Raw genomic sequence first — 18,302 nt, forward strand, 5'->3', positions numbered from 1 at the left:
CGCCCGGACGCCCGCCGATGTCCTGCGCCGCCGCACCGCCGCGCGGGTCGTGGTCGCCGGCGAGGGCCCGCTGGTGGCCCCGCTGGCCACCGCGCTGGCCGGCGCCGGCGTCGGCCACGTGGACCCGCTGGTCGACGGCCCCGCGACCCGCGGCGACGTGGCCGTGGGCGGCCTCGCCTGGTCCGACGTCTCCGAGCCACGGACCCTGGCCACGTCCTCGGCGATCGCCCGGATCGCGCCGGGGGTGGATGTTTCATCGGTGCGCGCGGACAACGTCGACTTCCTCGTCCGCGTGGGCGACCGGCACCCGCCCGGCCTGGCCCGCCGCGGCTACCGGCTGCATGCCCTGCCCCGCCTGGAGCTGACCGTGCGGCTGGGCACGGTCCTCGTCGGGCCGCTCGTGCGGCCGGCGGGTTCTCCGTGCCGCACGTGCCTGGACCTGCACCGCATCGACCGCGACCCGGCCTGGCCGGTGATGGCCGCGCAGCTGGCCACGGCCCCGCCGGGCGGAGGCGAGCCGTGCAGCGTGACCACGGTGATGGCGGGGGCGGCCTTCGCCGCGGAGGAGGTGCTGGCCTACCTGGACGGCGATCCGGTGCGGACGGAGGCGGCGCTGGTCGAGATACCGAGGGCCGGCGAGACGGTACGGCGGGAGTGGTCCGCCCACCCCCGCTGCACCTGCCGCCGGCGGCGCAGGCCGGGCGGCGGAAATTGAGCCGTGGGGCGGGACGAAACGGGGCCTGTGCGAGGGCTGTGATTGCCGTCGCCGTCGCCGAGTGCGCAGACCAGGTAAAAATGACTTGTGACCGAGATCCCCAGGGGCGCAGTCGCCCGCACCGCACGGCTGGCGTCGCTTCCCCTCGGGCTGGCCGGACGGGCCGCGCTCGGGCTCGGCAAGCGCGTCACCGGGATGGCGGCCGACGTGGTGTCGGCCGATGTGCAGCGGCGCACCGCCGAGCATCTGTTCAGCGTGCTCGGGCAGCTCAAGGGCGGCGCGATGAAGATGGGGCAGGCGCTGTCCGTCTTCGAGGCCGCACTGCCCGAGGAGCTCGCCGGGCCGTATCGGGCCGCGCTCACCAAGCTGCAGGAGGCCGCGCCGCCGCTACCGGCCGCCAGCGTGCACAGGGTGCTGGAGGAGTCGCTCGGGGCGGACTGGCGCTCGCTGTTCAAGGAGTTCGACGACAAGCCGGCCGCGGCGGCCAGCATCGGGCAGGTGCACCGGGCGGTCTGGACCGACGGGCGGGCGGTGGCGGTCAAGGTGCAGTATCCGGGGGCCGGGGACGCGCTGCGCTCCGACCTCAACCAGCTGGCCCGCTTCGCCGGGCTGTTCAAGGCCATCCAGCCCGGCCTGGACGTCAAGCCGCTGGTCGCCGAGATCCGCGACCGGGTCACCGAGGAGCTCGACTACGAGCTGGAGGCCCGCTCGCAGACCGCGTTCGCGGCCGCCTTCGACGCGGACCCCGACATCTTCGTGCCGTCGGTGCTCGCCTCGTCGCCCCGCGTGCTGGTGACCGAGTGGGTTGAGGGCACCCCGCTGTCGGCGATCATCTCCGGCGGCACCGAGGAAGAGCGAAACCGCGCCGGGAAGCTCATGGCGCTGCTGCACTTCTCGGCGCCGGCCCGGGTCGAGATGCTGCACGCCGACCCGCACCCGGGCAACTACCGGCTGCTGGCCGACGGACGGCTCGGGGTGCTCGACTTCGGCGCCGTCGCCCAGCTGCCCGGCGGCCACCCGGAGGTCATCGGGCGGCTGACCCGGCTGGCGCTCGCGGGAGACGCCGAGGCGGTGCTCGAGGGGCTGCAGCAGGAGGGGTTCATCAAGGGCGACGCCAAGTTCGACGGGGCGGCCGTGCTCGGGTACATCCGGCCGATGCTCGACCCGCTCGCCGAGGACGAGTTCCAGTTCACCCGCGCGTGGCTGCGCTCGGAGGCGGGGCGGCTGGCCAACCCGAAGAGCCCGGCGTATGCGCTGAGCCGGCAGCTCAACCTTCCGCCCTCGTACATGATGGTGCACCGGGTCACGCTGGGATCGATCGGCGTGCTGTGCCAGCTGGAGGCCCGCGCCGGGTATCGGCAGATCCTGACCGACTGGCTGCCCGGATTCGCCGAGCCGCCCGCCAAGAAGAACCGGCGCAAGAAATAGGGGCGGGCCCCCTCCACGCGGAAGGGGGCCCGCAAAAGGCAACTATCGGGTCAGGTACGACTCCTGCTCGCGCCGAGCACGCATGGCGACCTGACGGGCGGACGGGAAAGCCTCAGAGCGCTTGACAGCCTGAGGCCCACGCATTCGCGCCCGTGATAGTGCTTCGTGGAGTAGTTGCAAGGACATTTCGAGACTCCTGATGGCATTGGTGTGCGTGGTCGTACGGAGCCGGGTCGGTCGCGCGTGGCGCGGCCCTCGGCTGGCTGGCTGTCGATGTGCGCTCATGTCAGGCCGCCACACCGGCGGTGACCGCCTTGGTGCGAGCGGCGACCTCGACCCGCAGGACGGCGTCGCGGGCGACGTCCTCCTTGCGCGGGCGGCCCCGCGGACGCTTGCGCGGCACGACGGCACCGCGCTCGAAGATCTCGCCACCCCAGACGCCCCAGGGCTCGGCGCGCTCGATCGCGCCCGCCAGGCACTCGGCGCGGAGCGGGCACTCCACGCAGAGCGACTTCGCGAGCTCGAGCTCCGCCGGGGAGTCGGCGAACCACAGGTCCGGGTCGAAGGTACGGCACGGCAGGTCGGACTTGACGCCTCGCGCAGCAACACGGAGACGCTCGTCCACGGCCGACGCGTCACGCACGTCGATCGATGCCAAGGCCAGGCTCATCCCGGTCACCCCTTTCTGTCTGTCGATCGTTTGGTTGATCGTTCGGTACAAATGAATAAGGCCGCGGATCCCGGTGTCGGGTTCCGCGGCCTCGAGGTGAGCCGGTGAGTCGGTCTGGTTAGACCGGCCTGCCTCGAGGTGGTATTCCGCGGACTCCGCCATTGGGCTTCGGAGCCGTCATGCCATGCTTCGCGTCGAACCCATTGGTCCCCTGAACCTGGATCCCACGATCGAGCTGAATCACATCGGTGGTGCTGATACGGGTTTTGCCGGTGCGGACCTGGTCGTCGCTGCCCGGCTCGGTAACCCGAACCGCGCCCTCGACCCGAACCGGCTCGGTAGCGCCGACGGCAGCCGGGACAACCGTGGCCGGGACGGCCTCGGCCGGGAGCGAGGCGGCCGGGACGGAGGCAGCCGGAGCCAGGACCAGTGCCTGGACAAGGGCAGACTCCTGCCACGACAGCAGCGCGGACGGCGAGACACGACGCACCGAGGCTTGCGAGCAGACGGCAGGCAGCAGCGACCGCCGCTCCAATGTCGAATAGAGCTTCACGGGTGCCACCTTCTCTCCGCAGACTCGTGGTGTGTCGCCGCCGGTCGTCCGGCGTCGTGTTCGCAGGCTATGCCGTGCCTTCACGGTAGGGCAATCGAATTTCCGGGAAAAGTCCTTGTCACATTTCCAGCTGGCCGGCAACCGGGTGAGCCGGGCCGCGGTCCAGCCCGTCAGGCCTGGTCAGTGAGGGTGTCGACCGACGTGCCGGCGACGAGGGCGAGCACGTCGTCGCCGTAGAGCGCCAGCTTGCGCGGCCCGATCCCGGCGATCACGGCGAGCTCCTCGCGGCGGCCGGGGCGCCGCTCGGCGATGGCCGACAGGGTCACGTCGGTGAAAATCACGAAGGCCGGGACCTTCTGCACCGCGGCGAGCCGGGCCCGCCAGTCGACGAGCCGGGCCAGCAGGTCCTCGTCGAGATCCGAGGGGCAGGTGGCGCACCGGCCGAGCTTGCGCTCGGCCCCGTTGACCAGCCCGGCCCCGCAGACCCGGCAGGAGACGGCCATGACCCGGCGAACCCGGCCCGCGACGGCCGCCTTGTCGAGGGGCTTGCGCACGACCTGCGCGGACGGGGTGGACGACGGCACGAACCGGCTCGGGCGGCGGGAGCGGCCGCCGGGGGTGCGGGCCGAGGCGTGCGACAGCCAGAGGGTGTGGCGGGCGCGGGTCACCCCGACGTACAGCAGGCGCCGCTCCTCCTCGACCGCACCCGGGGTCCTGGCATGGATGACGGGCAGGGTCCCCTCGGCCAGCCCGACCAGGAACACCGCGTCCCACTCGAGGCCCTTCGCCGAGTGCAGCGACGAGAGCGTCACGCCCTCGACGGTCGGCACGTGCTGCAGCGCCGCGCGCCGGGACAGCTCGGCGTGGAACTCCTCCAGGGAGCGGGTGGGCATGCCCTCGGCCAGGGCGACCAGCGCGGCCACCGACTCCCACCGCTCCCGCTGGGCACCGCCGGCGGGCGCGGCGTCGGGGCGCCAGCCGGTCCGCTCCAGCGCGGCGTGCACGGTTGGGACGAGGCCGTCGGCCGGCTCCCCGCGATACGCGCGCAGCGCGAACATGGCCTCGCGCACCTCGACCCGGTCGAAGAAGCGCTCGGTGCCGTGCAGCACATAGGGCACCCCGGCCTCGGCCAGCGCCTCCTGGTAGACCTCGGACTGGGCGTTGACCCGGAAGAGGATGGCGATCTCGCGGGCCGGGGTGCCGCCGGCGATGAGCTCGGCGCAGCGTGCGGCCACGGCGGCCGCCTCCTCCGGCTCGTCGGCGAAGGCGCGCACGGTCGGCTCCGGGCCGGCCGGGCGCTGCCCAACGAGCTCGAGGCGCAGCTGGGACAGGTCGCCGCGGGCCCGGGAGATGACCGCGTTGGCCAGGCCGACGACCTGCGGGGTGGAGCGGTAGTCGCGCACCAGCCGGACCACCGTGGCGGCGGGGTGGCGACGCCTGAAGTCGACCAGGTAGGAGGCGCTCGCCCCGGTGAAGGAGTAGATCGTCTGGCTGGCGTCGCCGACCACGGTGAGGTCGTCGCGCCCACCCAACCAGGCCTCGAGCAGCCGCTGCTGCATCGGGTTGACGTCCTGATACTCGTCGACGACGAAGTGGCGATACTGCGCCCGCACCTGCTCGGCGACGTCGGGGTGCTCCTCGACGGCCCAGATCGCGGCGCGGATCATGTCCTCGAAGTCGATCACGCCCTGGGCCCGCTTGAGCCGCTCGTAGTGGGCGTAGATCTGGGCGACCTTGGCCGCGTCCAACGGCGGCTCGCGCAGCGCCTTGGCCGCCGCGGCCGCGTAGTCGTCCGGCTCGATCAGCGACGCCTTGGCCCACTCGATCTCGCTCGCCAGGTCGCGGGCGACCTCGCGGTCGGTGCGCAGCCCGGCCCGGGTGGCCGCGGCCCCGACCAGCCGGGCCTTGCTGTCGAGCAGCTCGGGCATGTCACGGCCGGAGAACAGCCGGGGCGCGAAGTAGCGCACCTGGCGCAGGGCGGCGGCGTGGAAGGTGCGGGCCTGCACCCCGTCGGCGCCGAGCCGGCCGAGCCGCTCGCGCATCTCGGCGGCGGCGCGGGCGGTGAACGTGACGGCGAGGACGTGCTGGGCCCGGACCTGCCCGGAACGGACACGGTGGGCGATGCGGTGCGTGATCGCCCTGGTCTTGCCGGTGCCGGCGCCGGCCAGGATGCACAGCGGACCGGCCGGGGCGGTCACGGCGACCGCTTGGTCCGGGTCGAGCCCGGCGAGAATCTCTGAGGAGTCCGCCACAGCTGGACATCATTCCAGGGGCGTACGACGTTACGCGTGTTTGCCGTGTGTGACCCCGCCGATGCTTTTTGGAGGCTCTACCCCATGCTGACCATGTACTCCACCACCTGGTGCGGCTACTGCCACCGCCTCAAGACCCAGATGGACCGTGAGGGCATCCAGTACCAGGTCGTCGACATCGAGCGGGACCCGGAGGCGGCGAAGTTCGTGGAGAGCGTCAACGGCGGCAACCAGACCGTCCCGACGCTGCGCTTCGACGACGGCACGGCCCTGACCAACCCGTCGATCGTGCAGGTCAAGAAGCACCTGGAAACCGTCGGTAGCTGAACGCTGCTGAATCCGTTACGGTGGCTGGCGAAAGCCGGAATGCCTGGGGAGGCCGGCCACCATGCGGGTTGCTCGTCTATACGCGGTACCGAACGCGCCGGAGCGTCCGCGGGTGGCCGATCCCGAGCGGCGCCGCCTGATCGCGGACTACCTGGCCGGTGGCACCACGATCGGCCGGGGGCCGGCAACGCTGCACACCGACGGGCTCTGGCTGTGGCCGGAGCGCTTCGTCGCCGAGGCACGCGACGCCGGCCTGGTCCCCGAGCCCGACCTGCTGGGCTGGATGCGCGCGCAGGCCTACCGGCCGCCGGCGCCCGAGCCGGACGAGCGGCTGACCGCCGACGCGATGCGGGCCTGGCGGGCCGGGCCGCCCGCCGACCCGCGCCGGCTGGTGACCTACTTCGTGCGGGTCGACGAGGACACGACGCCGGAGCGACCGCTGTCGCTGCTGCGCCGCACGGTCACCCCGACCGGCGGGGTGATCGACGAGGCGGTCTGGCGCGACCTCGGGTGGCACCCGACCAACGCCTTCGTGAGCCTGCGCATCGACGACGAGCTGCGCGAGGTCGAGCCGGCCGCGGCCGGTGCCGTGCTCGACCGGTGGTGCGCGGCCTGGCACGCGGAGGCGCTCAGGCGTACAACCACTTCGTGATGAGGAAGTGGGCGATCGACGCCGGGAACGGCAGCCCGAACTCGCTCGAGCGGCCCTCCAGCACCTCGGCGACCTCGGCGCGGGTCAGCCAGCGGGCCTCGGCGATCTCCTCGACGTCGACGGTGATCGCCGCGCCGGCCGCGGCCCGCGCGTGGAAGCCGAGCATGAGCGAGCCGGGGAAGGGCCACGGCTGGCTGGCCACGTAGGTGACCTCGCCGACCTTGACCCCGACCTCCTCCAGCACCTCGCGGGCGACCGCCATCTCGGCCGACTCGCCGGGCTCGACGAACCCGGCGAGGGTGGAGAAGCGCGGCACGGTGGTGCCGAGCGCCTTCCACTGGGCGTTGAAGCCGAGCAGGCAGCGCCCGTCGGGGCCGGCCACGCCGTCGTGCACGAGCATGATCACGGCGGGGTCGGTGCGCGGCCAGAGCGTCTCCTCGCCGTCCTCGGTCGTGCGCACCCAGCCGGCCTGCGCGGTGACCGTCAGCTTGCCGCTCAGCGGGCTGTACGGGTGCCGGGAGTGCCAGTTGGCCAGCGCGACCGCGGTGATGAAGAGCCCGGCGGCCAGGTCGGGCAGCGCGTGCCCGACCTGGCGCAGGTTGACCCGCTGCGTGCCCTCGGGCGCGGTGACGTCGGCGGCGACGGCGAAGTACACCGTGCCGTCCTCCTCCTCGCCGAGGAAGAACCGCTCCCCCTCGGGCGCCTCGGCCGGGTCGATCAGCACGAGCTGCGGCGGCTCGCCCTCGCGGACCAGGACGTGGCCGTCGTCGACGACCACGACCCGGGCGCGGGACCAGGCCTCTTTCAGCCATGCCTCGTCGGTGCGGCGGTGGGCCGCCCGGTCGAGCGGCCCCGAAGCGAACGGAGGGCTCGAGCTCATGACCCCTCGGCCCGCACGACCGGCAGCAGCCCGGCCAGCGAGGACTCGACCTTCGCGGCGTCGCCGAGGACGACCGCGGCGGCACGGGACGGGGCGAGGTACTTCGCCGCGGCCGCCGCCACGTCCTCCTTGCTCGCCCGGGCGAGGCGCTGGGCGTGCTCGGCCAGGAAGTCCAGGCGCAGCCCGAAGCCCGCGTAGGTGGAGACCAGGCCGGCCAGCCCGGCCTGCGTGGACATGCCCAGCTGGAGGGTGCCGAGCGCGTACTGCCGGGCCTGCTCCAGCTCCTCGTCCTTCGGCGGCAGGCTGGCGATGCGCCCGAGCTCGTAGAGGGTCTCCAGCAGCGCCGGGGCGGTCACCTCCGTCGCCACCTCGGCCGAGAGCACCAGCGCGGAGCCGGCGACGGCGTGCTCGACGAGCGAGTGGGGGCCGTACGTGTACCCCTTGTCCTCGCGGATGTTCTCCACCCAGCGGGAGGAGAAGTAGCCGCCGAAGACCAGGTTGGCCAGCTGCAGGGCCGCGTGGTCGGGGTGCTTGCGCGGCACCGCCGGCAGGGCCAGGCGCAGCGAGGACTGCACCGAGTCGGGCCGGTCGACCAGGGTGAGCGGGCCGGGCTCCAGCGCCGGGGCGGGCGGCAGCTCGGCGACGACGCCGCCGCCATCCCACTTGCCCAGCATCCGCTGGGCCGCGGCGATCGCCTGCTCCGGCTCCAGGTCGCCGACGATGACGAGGGTGGCGCCGGCCGGGTGCAGCCGCTCGCCGTGCAGGACCCGCAGCGCGTCCGGCCCGACCGCCTCGACCTGCTCCGGCGAGGGGGTCTGCACGGCGTACGGGTGGGCGCCGTACATCCGCTTGAGCAGCGCGACCCGGGCCAGGTGGCTCGGCTGGCTCTGGGCCACCCGGATCCGGTCGACCAGGCGGGCCCGCTCGGTCTCGACCTCCTCGCCCGGGTAGGCGGCGTCGGTGAGCACCTCGCCGAGCAGGTCCAGCAGCCGGTCGAGGCCGTCGACGAGGGCGTTGCCGGAGATCAGCAGGCGGTCCGGGTCGGCGCCGGCGGACAGCCCGCCGCCGACCTTCTGCAGCTCGGCGGCGATGTCCACGGTCGACATGGTGGACGTGCCGGACAGCACGGTCTGGGTGAGCAGCGCGGCCCGCGCGAGGTTCGCCTGCGCGAACGGGATCCGCAGTCGTACTTCCACCAGCGGCACCGACGAGCGCCGCAGCGCGATCACGGTCAGGCCGTTGTCCAGCGTGTGCTCGACGGTGGTCGGCAGGGCCATCGGGCGGTTGGGCCCGAGCACCGGCAGGGCCCGCGGCGGGGTGGTCACAGTCACTTGGCTCCTCCGGCGATAACCTCGACCGCGGCCCGGCGGGCGGGCACGAGCTGCCCGGCGGCCGCGACGATCTGCTCCTCGGTGACCTCACCGATCAGGGTGTGCAGCCGGTTGAGCAGCTCCGGCTCGCCGCGCTGCTGCTCCAGCAGCGCCATCTGCAGGGCCCGGCCCAGCACCGCGTCGGTGTCGCGGAGCAGGTGCGTGGCCATGCGGGCCTGGGTCCGGCTGAGCTCGTCGGCGGCCAGACCGTCGGAGGCGATGCGGGCGCACTCCTCCTCGACGCTGCGCAGCACCTTGTCCACGTCCCCGCCCGGGGGGAGGTGGGCCTGCAGCACCAGGGCGGTTGGGTCGCGCACCGCGAAGGGCTCGCCCATGAAGCCGATGTAGCCGCCCACGCTGGTCGCCGACCGGTCGCGCAGCACCAGCCGCTCCACCAGCCGGGAGGCGTCGCCGTCGGTGAGCACCTCGGCGAGCACCACGTAGGGCAGGTAGCCGTCCAGGTCGGAGATCGGGTCGGGCACCCGCCAGGCGGCCGCGACGGCGGGCAGCGGGGCCAGCCGGTCCTCGTAGGTGGAGCGGCGCTCCGCCGTCAGGTCGGGCTCGGAGAAGTCGGGACGCTGCGGCGCCGGGCGGGCCGGCACGTCACCGAAGTGGCGCTCGACCAGTTCGGTGGCGGTGGCCACGTCGAAGTCGCCGGCGACCGCCAGCACGGCGTTGCCGCAGGCGTAGTACCGGTCGAAGAAGTCGGCGGCGTCGGCCACGGTCGCCGACTCGAGGTCCTCGAAGGAGCCGTAGCCGTCGTGGGCGTTGGCGAACGTGTCGAACATGACCGGGGGCAGGCGCAGCCAGGGGAACCCGCCATAGGGCCGGTTGAGCACGTTGACCCGGATCTCCTCCTTCACCACGTCGATCTGGTTGCGGAGGTTCTCCTCGGTCAGCCGGGGCGCGCGCATGCGGTCGGCCTCGAGGAACAGCGCCCGCTCGAGCGCGTTGGAGGGCAGGGTCTCGTAGTAGTCCGTGTAATCGAAGTGCGTCGACCCGTTGAAGGTGCCGCCCGAGCCCTGCACGTGGCGGAAGTGGGCGAGCTTCTCCAGGTTCTCCGAGCCCTGGAACATCAGGTGCTCGAACAGGTGGGCGAAGCCGGTCCGGCCCTGCGGCTCCGATCTGATGCCGACGTCGTAGGCCACCGCCACGCCGACCACGGGGGCGGCGCGGTCTGGGGTCAGCACCACCCGCAGGCCGTTGGGCAGGGTGAATCGCTCGACGGGATACTTTGAGGCCGGGATCCGCACACCGGGGCTACGACTGGACACTCACCGAATCTACTTCGTCCCGGCCCGAAATTCGGATCCGGCGTTCCGCGGCGGCCGCGTAGCCGGCCAGGACGAGCACCACGGCGAGCAGCGGCAGCCCCAGCAGCCACCCGTACCCGCCCCGCGAGCGGGGCGGCGGAGGGGGCCCGGCCACCGGCGCGGCGGCCTGCGACACGCCCGCCGGGGTCCGGCTCGGCGAGGGTGAGGGCGAGGGTTCCGGCAGCCGCCGGGTGAGGGCCTGGACCAGGTCGAGGCGACCCAGGCCGTACTCCGGGTCGATCCCCTTCGCCCCCGCATCGATCGCGGTCAGCGTCAGCCGGCGCACGATCTGCGCCGACGTCGCGTCCGGATAGGCGGCCCGCACCAGGGCGACGGCCCCGGCGAGCAGGCCCGGCGAGGCGCTGCCGTCGTCCACCCGGTAGCGGTTGCCGGTGTTCGTGGTCATGATCTGGAAGCCGGGCACACCCAGGCCGAGGCGGCGCCCGCTGGTGGACCGCACCCGCACGTCACCGGCCCGGCTCAGCGGCACGGCGGCCAGCACGCCCTCGTAGGCGGCCGGGTAGGGCTCGAAGTCGCGGCTGGGCTGGTCGCCGTCGGCGGCCACCACCATCGCGTCGGCGGCGCGGGCGGCCCGGATCGCCTCGGCGAGGCGGTCGCTGCCGGCGACGGAGTACCCGACCACGATCACCCGGGCCTTCTGCTCGACCGCCAGCTCGACGCCGTCGGCCAGCTCGTCGGCGCTCGGCGCCCGGTCGATCGGCGTGTCGACGACGACCGGCAGCACCTTCACCCCGGGTGCCACGCCGAGCACACCGGCGCCCTGGTCGTCGCCGTGCCCGTGGCCTGCGATCGCCCCGGCGAGCGCGGTGCCGTGGCCGTCCGGGTCGGCGACCCTCTGGTCCGTGCCCCGCACGTACACCGGGTCGAGCACGGAGCCGGTCAGGTCCTCGTGGGTGGCGTCGACGCCGCGGTCGACGATCGCCACGGTGACGCCCTCGCCGCGGGTCTGCCGGTTGGCCTCGGCGACGGCGAGGTACCGCAGATGCCACTCGTCGTCGCGGATGACATCGGCCCGCGCCGGGCTCGCCGGGAGGAGGACGGGCCCGGCCGCCGCGACGAGTCCGACGGCCATCGCCGCCAGCCGCTGCTTCATGCGCGATAGCGTGCCGGATCGACGCAAGTGGCGCCACTCACGCAGGTGGATCTACACGGGGCGGATACTCTCCGGTGCCTCGTCGGCCACGTAGTCGTACTGCCGGTGCGTGTCCGGGATCGAGACGTACAGGATCGCCGCCTCCGGCTTGCCCAGGTCCACCAGCGCGATCGAGACCAGCTCGCTCTTCGCGGTGAGCCCGGCCTCGGAGAAGTGCAGCCGGAACTTCAGCAGCCGGGCCGGGCGCCCGCCGAGCGTGAGGTCCTTGGCCTCGAGCTGCTCGAGCTGGTTGCCCTTCGGGTAGAAGCTGATCCGCACGTCGGCCGCGATCTGGTCGCCGACGCAGTGCAGGTCGAGCACCATGCCGTCGTTGACAGCGGCCGGCACGTGCCCGGAGAGGATGGTGGCGTGGTAGTCGTGGCCGGCGCCGTCGTAGTTCGGCTCGGTGACGAAGTCCTGCCCCTGCCGGTAGGTGATCCTCAGCTCACCCTGGTCGCGCCAGTTCTGCAGCAGTGGCCGCCAGGGCGCGCCGTACTCCTTGTAACTGATTCCGGACTCGCTGTCCGTGGTGCGCGGCCCCGGCGGGACCTCGGCCCCGCCCCCGTTGTTGGGGTTGTCGGGCGGGATGCTCGGCGGTGGGCAGCGCCGGGCCAGCTCGGGCCGGGTGTCGCTGGGCGCCTCGGCGTGCCGGTCGAACAGCCCGCCCGGCGTAGTGGCGTTGTTGGTGAGCACCGACACCAGGATCACGATGAGCCCGACGGCCACGACGAGGATCGCGCCCCCGCCGAGCCACTTGAGGATCCGCTGGTTGCGCTTGACCGGGTCGTCGTCGTCGCGGTCCCGCCCGCCGGAGGGCACGTCGGGCGGCGGGGGCGGCGGCGGGGCGCCGAGCCGGGAGACCCGCCCCGAGGCATATTGCGGCGCGACGCGCGCAGAACCGCCCGGCCGGCCGTCGAACGGCTGGGCCGGGCCCGCGATCGGTGCCGTGGACGCGGGCGGCACCGGTTCGATCACGGTGTGCGTGTCCGGCTCGGCCCAGGGCGAACGCTGCTCGGTCATCTCACGCCCAAGTGTTGCAGCCAGGATGCGACCGTGGCCAGCAGCCCCCGGTCATGGTTATCTCAGGGTTGCGCCTGCGCCGGCGGGTGCAGCTGGGTGACCTGCTGATACCGCGGCCCCTCGGCCCAGGCGACGGGCCCGAGCACGATGAGCGCGACGGTCACCACACCGGCGGTGGCAACCCCGACGACCACGGCAACCTCACGAACCTGCGACGCCTGCATCCTGGGTACTTCCCCTCGCATGCTCCCTTGGACAGCTTCGGCGAGGATTCGGTTCCGGCGACACCCAGCTGTCGGAACCTTGCCAATTCATTGAGCTTCGGGGGTACCTCAGGAGCCCAGCGCGCGCCGAAGGTCCTTCATCAGCAGCAGGAGATGCAGGGGATCGGTCGGCGACGGATCGAACTTCGCGAGCCGGAGGTAGAAGTCGCGGGCGGCCTCGTTCTCGCAGTGGATGAGCAGCGCCCGGACGCCGACCGTCTCGGCCGCCGCCACGGTCCGCCGCAGGGCGTCAACCACCAGCGCCCGGCCGAGCCCCATCCCCTGCCAGGACCGATCGACGCCGAGCCTGGTCAGGATGACGACCGGCTGGTGATAGCGCCCGGCGCCGCGGCCGCGAGTGAGGCGCGGCGAGGCGTCGGCCGGGGCCACACTGCCGGCGGCGAGGGCGTAATAGCCGGCCACGCACCCTTCGCCGGCGGCGCGGCACACATAGACCCGCGAGAGGCCGGCTTGGTGCGCCTGCAGGGCGTGCCTGACCAGCCAGTCGGACTGGGCGGGCGAGCCGCAGTCGAACCCGTCGAGCCGGTGCTGCGAGGTCAACGGCTCGACCGGGCGAAGTCTCGGGCCCTCCGTCATGCGCCCGGCTCCGCTTCATCCAGGAGCGTGGGCGTCCGCATGAGCTCCTGCAGGCCGGCCACGTCCTTCGCCGGCGCGGCCAGTGTCTCGTCGAAGACCCGCCACCCGGCCTCGTCAAGCAGGAACACCCTGCGGTCGGCCAGGACGTCGGCCGCCGCCTCGGTGGCGGCGGTGAGCACGAACATCGACAGGCTGCTGCCGGCCGCCGCGCTCGCGGCCTCCAGCAGCGCCTTCTGCTGCGGGTCGAGCCGCAGGTGCAGGCGCTCCGCCTTCCCGGTCACATCGCCATTGTACGCACAACGTACGCCAGGTCAGGCGGACGGGAGCGCGGTGATCAGGGCCAAGAGGCCTTGTTCGTCCAGCAGGTCGGTCGGGCGGACGGTCTCGCCGCTTCGGACGTAGAAGAAGGCGGCGCCGACCCGGCGCAGGGGGACGCCGCGCAGCTCGGCCCAGGCGAGGCGGTAGGCGGCCAGCTGGACGGCGGCCGCGGTGGCGTCGGCGCCGCCCGGGCGGGCGCCGGTCTTCCAGTCCACGACGTCGTAGCGGCCGTTGCGGTGCCGGTAGACGGCGTCCATCCGGCCGCGGACCACCACGCCGGCGATGACGGAGGCGAAGGGGACCTCCACGTCCAGCGGGACCCGGTCGGCCCACTCGCTGGCGAGGAAGCGGGCCTGCAGCTCGCCCAGGGCAGCATCCGGGGCGGCGCCCTCGTCGGCCGCGCCCGGCAGTTCGTCGAGGTCGAGCAGGCGCTCGGCCTGGAAGCGCTGCTCCAGCCAGTGGTGGAAGGCGGTGCCGCGGCGCGCGTACGGGTCCGGGCGGGCCGGCAGGGGGCGGCGCAGCGAGCGGGCCAGCCGCTGCGGGTCCCGGCGCAGCGCGACGAGCTGGGAGACGGAGAGGTGGCCGGGCAGGGACACGTCCACGGCGGCGCCGGCGCGCGGGGCCAGCCGGGCGCGCTCGGCCAGGAGCAGCTCGGTCTCGTCGGCCCAGCGCTGGGCCAGCGGATCCTGGGTGTCGACGGCTTCCGAGGCGGCCCGGACCTGCGCCGCCGCGGACTCCAGCAGCGGGCGGCGGGGGCCCAGCGGGTCGGCCGGCCAGCTCGCGCTGGGCACGTCCACGGCGGTCGGGTTCTGCGCGTCGGCCTGCGGCTGGGGGGCCCACTCGTCGACCTGGCCGGCGCCGGCCAGGCAGCGCTCGCGGATCTCCTCCAGGAACACCGACGGGCCGCGGGAGCGCTTCACGCCCTCGCCCCACCAGAAGCCGCTGGCCAGCAGCAGCCGGCGGGGGCGGGTGACGGCGACGTAGGCCAGCCGCCGCTCCTCCCGGATGTCGTGCTCGCGCCAGTCGCGGGTGAACGTCTCCAGGGCGGCGACCACCCCCTTGACGTCGGCGACGGCGGAGAGGTCCAGGGCGGGCAGGCCGGCGTGGTCGCCGCGCAGCGCGAAGGGCAGCACGCCCAGGCCGCGCAGCCAGTGGTCGCCGGCGTTGCTGGCGCCCGGGAAGACGTCCACGCACAGGCCCGCCACGGCCACGACGTCCCACTCCAGGCCCTTGGCCGCGTGCGCGGTGAGGATCTGCACCGCGCCGCCGACCACCTCGACCTCGCCGGGGGCCAGGCCGCGCTCCTCGTTCTCGGCCGCGGCCAGGAAGGCCAGGAACGCGCTCAGCGTCGCGCCCTCCGACTCGGCGGCGAAGCGGGCCGCGATGTTGCTGAACGCGTCGAGGTGGCCGCGGGCCAGGCCGGCGTCGCCGTGCCGGGCCGCGACCTCGACGTCGAGGCCGGTGACCCGCTCGATGTCGGCGACGAGGTCGGGCAGCGGCTGGTCGAGGCGGCGGCGCAGGGCGCGCAGCTCGTCGCCGAGGCGGGCGAAGCGGTGGTGGCCCTCGGCGGAGTACAGCTCCGGCTCCCCCAGGTCGTCCAGCGCCTCCACCAGCACCGCCTCGTCGAGGCGGTCGGCCAGCTCCGGCTCGGCCCCGGCGTCGCCGTGGCGGCGGGCGGCGGCCAGCGCACGGGCCCGGCGGTAGAGGGCGACGAGGTCGCGCGGGCCGATCCGCCAGCGCGGGCCGGTCAGGATGCGCAGCAGCGCGGCCCCCTCGGCCGGGTCGGCCAGCACCCGCAGGACGCTGACCACGTCGCGGACCTCGGGCGTGTCCAGCAGGCCGCCGAGGCCGACCACCTCGACCGGCAGGCCGCGGGAGCGCAGCGCATTCTCCAGCGCCGGGATCTGGGCCCGGGTGCGCACGAGCACCGCGGTCGACGGGCGGTCCTCGACCGGGATGTCGAGGGCGAACGTGTCGGGGTCGACCTTCGCCGCCCGCCGCCACGAGGCGAGCACCCGGTCGGCGATCCAGGCCGCCTCCTCGGTGTAGGTGTCGAGCAGCGCGCAGTGCACGGTGGCGGTGGAGGCCGGCTCGGCCAGCACGTCGGCCGGGGCGAGCTCGGCGACCTGGGCGCCGTGGCTGCGCAGCGGGGCGGACAGGGTGTTGGCGACGTCGAGGATCTCGGGCCGGTTGCGCCAGCTGGTGGTGAGCGACAGCAGCGGGGCGGGCGCGCCGCCGGCCGCCGGGAACTCCGCCGGGAAGCGCTCGAGGCTGCCGGCCGACGCGCCGCGCCAGCCGTAGATGGACTGGCAGGGGTCGCCGACCGCGGTGACCGGGTGGCCGTCGCCGAAGAGGGCGCGCAGCAGCACCACCTGGGCGTGGGAGGTGTCCTGGTACTCGTCCAGCAGTACGACCCGGAACCGGTCCCGCTCGACCTGCCCCACCTCGTCGTGGGCCACGGCCACCCGGGCCGCCCTGGAGAGCTGGTCGCCGAAGTCCATGGCTTCCAGCAGGGCCTTTTTCTCGGTGTACTGCCGGATCAGCGGCAACAGCTGGAGCCGGGCCTGCTGGCGGGCCAGCACGTCGCGCACCGGCTTGGCCATCTTGCCCGTCTTGGCGCCCACCTCGGCGAAGAACCGGCCGGTCCAGGCGGCGACGTCGGCGGGCTCGCGCAGGTGCTCGGCGAGGTCGCCGGCCAGGTGGAGCACGGCGTCGACGACGGTGGACGGCGCCGCCGAGACCGCGGTCATGTCGCCGTCGTAGGCGCGCACCACGGCGTCGGCCAGCTGCCAGCAGGCGGCCTCGGTGAGCAGGCGGGTCGACGGCTCGAAGCCGGCCCGCACGCCGTGCTCGCGCACGACCCGGGCGGCGTAGGAGTGGTACGTGGCGACCGTCGGCTCGCCCGCGATGAGGTCGTCGCGGCCGAGCCGGCGCACCAGCTGCCCGAGCCGCTGGCGGATGCGGTGCGACAGCTCGCCGGCCGCCTTGCGGGTGAACGTGAGGCCGAGGATCTGCTCGGGGCGGGCGTGGCCGTTGGCGACCAGCCACACCACCCGGGCGGCCATCGTCTCGGTCTTGCCCGAGCCGGCGCCGGCCACGACCAGCAGCGGCCCGACCGGCGCGGCGATCACCTTGGCCTGCTGCGGCGTGGGCGCGGGCAGCCTGAGCAGCTTGGCGAGCTCCAGTGGGGTCATGTGACGTGGCGGCCTTTACCCGACACCGGGCACGAGGTCTTCACGGGGCAGACCCGGCACTTGTTGTTCACGACGGCCGAGAAGGTCGACGCCGCCATGGTCTGCGCGGTGCGCCGCACGAGCGCCTGCGCCCAGTTCGGGTCGTCGGCCTCGCCCAGCGGCGGCTGCACCTGCTCGCGGGCGCTGTTGGTCTCCCCGCCCAGCTGCACCAGGGTGGCCCCGCCCGGCACCGTGGACTCCTCGAACGCGCCCAGCTCGATCGCCGCCTGGTACGCGGCCAGCTGCGGGTGCTCGGCCAGGTTGGCGTTGGCCGGGATGGACTTGCCGGTCTTGAGGTCCACGACCACGAGCCGGCCCTGCTCGTCCAGCTCCAACCGGTCGACCCGCCCCTTGATCTCGACCGGCGCCTCCGGGTCGGCCAGTTCGACGAGGAAGTCCTGCTCGATCGCGACCAGCCGGCGCGGGTTGCCGGCCAGCCAGCCGATGAGCTTGTCCAGCATCAGCTCGGCCCGGTCCCGCTCCCGGCCGGCCAGCCAGCGCGCGGAGAGCTCGATCGCGTCGAAGCGGTCGGCGACGTACGCCACCAGCTGCGCCCGGTCGGCGCTGGCGTCCGCGGCCAGCATCGCCGCGGCGTGCACGAGGTTGCCGATGGACTGCTCCGGCGACGGGGTCAGCGACCCGCCGTGGCGCTCCAGCAGCCAGCGCAGGCTGCACCGCTCGACGCTCTCCACGGTCGACGGCGTGACCTGCACCGCCTCCCCCGGGTCGACCAGCGGCCGATCGTCGGACAGCGCCGGAAGCCCCCACCAGCCGTCCGGGTCGGCCCCGGGCACCCCCTCGGCGGCCAGGCGGGCCAGCAGCCCGGCGGCCGCGGCCCGGCGCTCGTCGGGCGCGTCGGGGTCGATGAGCGCCACCCGCAGCTCGGCCACCAGGGTCGGCAGGGTCAGCGGGCGGGGCGGCTCGAAGTACGCCTCCTCCTCCAGCTCGGCGTCCGAGGCCAGCTCGGTCAGGAACCGGCTCGGCTGCTCCTCGCCGTCGCCGGAGGCCACCGCGGTGACGATCACCTGCTCCCGGGCCCGGCTCACGGCCATGTAGAACAGCCGCCGCTCCTCGTCCAGCAGCGTGGTGAGCCGCCCGACGGTCTCCATGCTCCGCCCGGCCAGCACCTCGACCAGTAGCTCGGAGCCGAGCACGCTGCCGCGCAGCCGCAGGTCGGGCCAGACCCCCTCCTGCACCCCGGCCACGGCCACGACGTCCCACTCCAGCCCCTTGGCCGCGTGCGCGGTGAGGATGCGCACCGCGTCGCCCCGGTCGGCCGAGGGGGCCAGGTTGTCGGCCGGCAGGTCCTGGCCCTCGACGTGGTCGAGGAAGACGTCGGGCCCGGCGCCGGGCAGCCGGTCGGTGAACCGGGCCGCCGCGTCGAAGAGCGACACGACCGCGTCGAGGTCCCGGTCGGCCGCCGCGCCCCGGTGCCCGCCGCGGGCGCTCAGCGCCGACCAGCGCTCGGCCAGGCCGCTGGCCTGCCAGACCGCCCACAGCACCTCCTCGGCGCTCGCCCCCGGCCGGGCCGCCGCGTCGCGGGCCTGCTGCAGCAGCC

15 protein-coding genes and 2 pseudogenes are annotated in these 18,302 nt (G+C 74.2%); 4 read left to right on the plus strand and 13 right to left on the minus strand.

Annotated features, from left to right (window positions below; translation table 11 throughout):
• A pseudogene (locus tag AB0M46_RS47695) lies at positions 1 to 715 on the plus strand (hypothetical protein); the annotation flags it as partial.
• 87 nt (positions 716 to 802) lie between these two features.
• Positions 803 to 2,143 carry an AarF/ABC1/UbiB kinase family protein gene (locus tag AB0M46_RS47700; protein ID WP_363347673.1) on the plus strand — a complete coding sequence of 447 codons (1,341 nt, stop codon included), beginning with the start codon at positions 803 to 805 and terminating at the stop codon, positions 2,141 to 2,143.
• Positions 2,144 to 2,429: 286 nt separating this feature from the next.
• Here AB0M46_RS47700 and AB0M46_RS47705 read toward each other — a convergent pair whose 3' ends face one another.
• From AB0M46_RS47705 to AB0M46_RS47715, 3 genes are all read right to left on the minus strand, one after another.
• Entirely contained in the window at positions 2,430 to 2,813 is a 384-nt protein-coding gene (locus tag AB0M46_RS47705; protein ID WP_363347675.1) for a WhiB family transcriptional regulator, read from the minus strand.
• A gap of 118 nt (positions 2,814 to 2,931) precedes the next feature.
• A complete protein-coding gene (locus tag AB0M46_RS47710) occupies positions 2,932 to 3,366 on the minus strand; it encodes a hypothetical protein (RefSeq protein WP_363347677.1) in 435 nt (144 codons plus the stop codon).
• Between the two features lie 170 nt (positions 3,367 to 3,536).
• Complete coding sequence (locus tag AB0M46_RS47715; RefSeq protein WP_363347679.1) at positions 3,537 to 5,618, minus strand: ATP-dependent DNA helicase UvrD2; 2,082 nt, start codon at positions 5,616 to 5,618, stop codon at positions 3,537 to 3,539.
• 84 nt (positions 5,619 to 5,702) lie between these two features.
• On the opposite strand from AB0M46_RS47715, the gene AB0M46_RS47720 reads away from it, so the two are divergent.
• Both AB0M46_RS47720 and AB0M46_RS47725 read left to right on the plus strand, forming a co-directional pair.
• The gene (locus tag AB0M46_RS47720; protein ID WP_363347681.1) at positions 5,703 to 5,945 is read left to right on the plus strand and encodes a mycoredoxin; all 243 of its coding nucleotides are present in this window, start codon (positions 5,703 to 5,705) and stop codon (positions 5,943 to 5,945) included.
• Positions 5,946 to 6,057: 112 nt separating this feature from the next.
• A complete protein-coding gene (locus AB0M46_RS47725; protein ID WP_363347683.1) occupies positions 6,058 to 6,597 on the plus strand; it encodes a hypothetical protein in 540 nt (179 codons plus the stop codon).
• On the opposite strand, the gene nudC is transcribed toward AB0M46_RS47725, so the two are convergent.
• The 10 genes and pseudogenes from nudC to AB0M46_RS47775 all read right to left on the minus strand — a co-directional run.
• Entirely contained in the window at positions 6,575 to 7,477 is a 903-nt protein-coding gene (gene nudC / locus AB0M46_RS47730; RefSeq protein WP_363347685.1) for an NAD(+) diphosphatase, read from the minus strand. The genes AB0M46_RS47725 and nudC overlap by 23 nt on opposite strands.
• On the minus strand, positions 7,474 to 8,754 hold the full coding sequence (locus tag AB0M46_RS47735) for a pitrilysin family protein (protein ID WP_363347701.1): 1,281 nt from the start codon (positions 8,752 to 8,754) through the stop codon (positions 7,474 to 7,476). The genes nudC and AB0M46_RS47735 overlap by 4 nt, the downstream gene beginning before the upstream one ends.
• A 50-nt stretch (positions 8,755 to 8,804) precedes the next feature.
• Entirely contained in the window at positions 8,805 to 10,121 is a 1,317-nt protein-coding gene (locus AB0M46_RS47740) for a pitrilysin family protein (RefSeq protein WP_363347687.1), read from the minus strand.
• On the minus strand, positions 10,108 to 11,274 hold the full coding sequence (locus tag AB0M46_RS47745; RefSeq protein ID WP_363347689.1) for a S8 family serine peptidase: 1,167 nt from the start codon (positions 11,272 to 11,274) through the stop codon (positions 10,108 to 10,110). Before AB0M46_RS47745 ends, AB0M46_RS47740 begins: the two co-directional genes overlap by 14 nt.
• A 51-nt stretch (positions 11,275 to 11,325) precedes the next feature.
• Entirely contained in the window at positions 11,326 to 12,333 is a 1,008-nt protein-coding gene (locus AB0M46_RS47750) for a hypothetical protein (RefSeq protein ID WP_363347691.1), read from the minus strand.
• Between the two features lie 62 nt (positions 12,334 to 12,395).
• The gene (locus tag AB0M46_RS47755; RefSeq protein WP_363347693.1) at positions 12,396 to 12,527 is read right to left on the minus strand and encodes a hypothetical protein; all 132 of its coding nucleotides are present in this window, start codon (positions 12,525 to 12,527) and stop codon (positions 12,396 to 12,398) included.
• 138 nt (positions 12,528 to 12,665) lie between these two features.
• Entirely contained in the window at positions 12,666 to 13,193 is a 528-nt protein-coding gene (locus AB0M46_RS47760; RefSeq protein WP_363347695.1) for a GNAT family N-acetyltransferase, read from the minus strand.
• The gene (locus AB0M46_RS47765) at positions 13,190 to 13,474 is read right to left on the minus strand and encodes a DUF1778 domain-containing protein (protein WP_363347697.1); all 285 of its coding nucleotides are present in this window, start codon (positions 13,472 to 13,474) and stop codon (positions 13,190 to 13,192) included. The genes AB0M46_RS47760 and AB0M46_RS47765 overlap by 4 nt, the downstream gene beginning before the upstream one ends.
• 30 nt (positions 13,475 to 13,504) lie before the next feature.
• Positions 13,505 to 16,714, minus strand: a pseudogene (locus tag AB0M46_RS47770) (UvrD-helicase domain-containing protein); the annotation flags it as partial.
• Positions 16,702 to 18,302, minus strand: a 1,601-nt coding sequence (locus tag AB0M46_RS47775) for a PD-(D/E)XK nuclease family protein (protein ID WP_363347699.1), incomplete at its 5' end; no start/stop codon positions are given. The gene AB0M46_RS47775 and the pseudogene AB0M46_RS47770, both read right to left, overlap by 13 nt.

This window comes from Dactylosporangium sp. NPDC051485, assembly GCF_040682015.1.
GTDB lineage: Bacteria > Actinomycetota > Actinomycetes > Mycobacteriales > Micromonosporaceae > Dactylosporangium.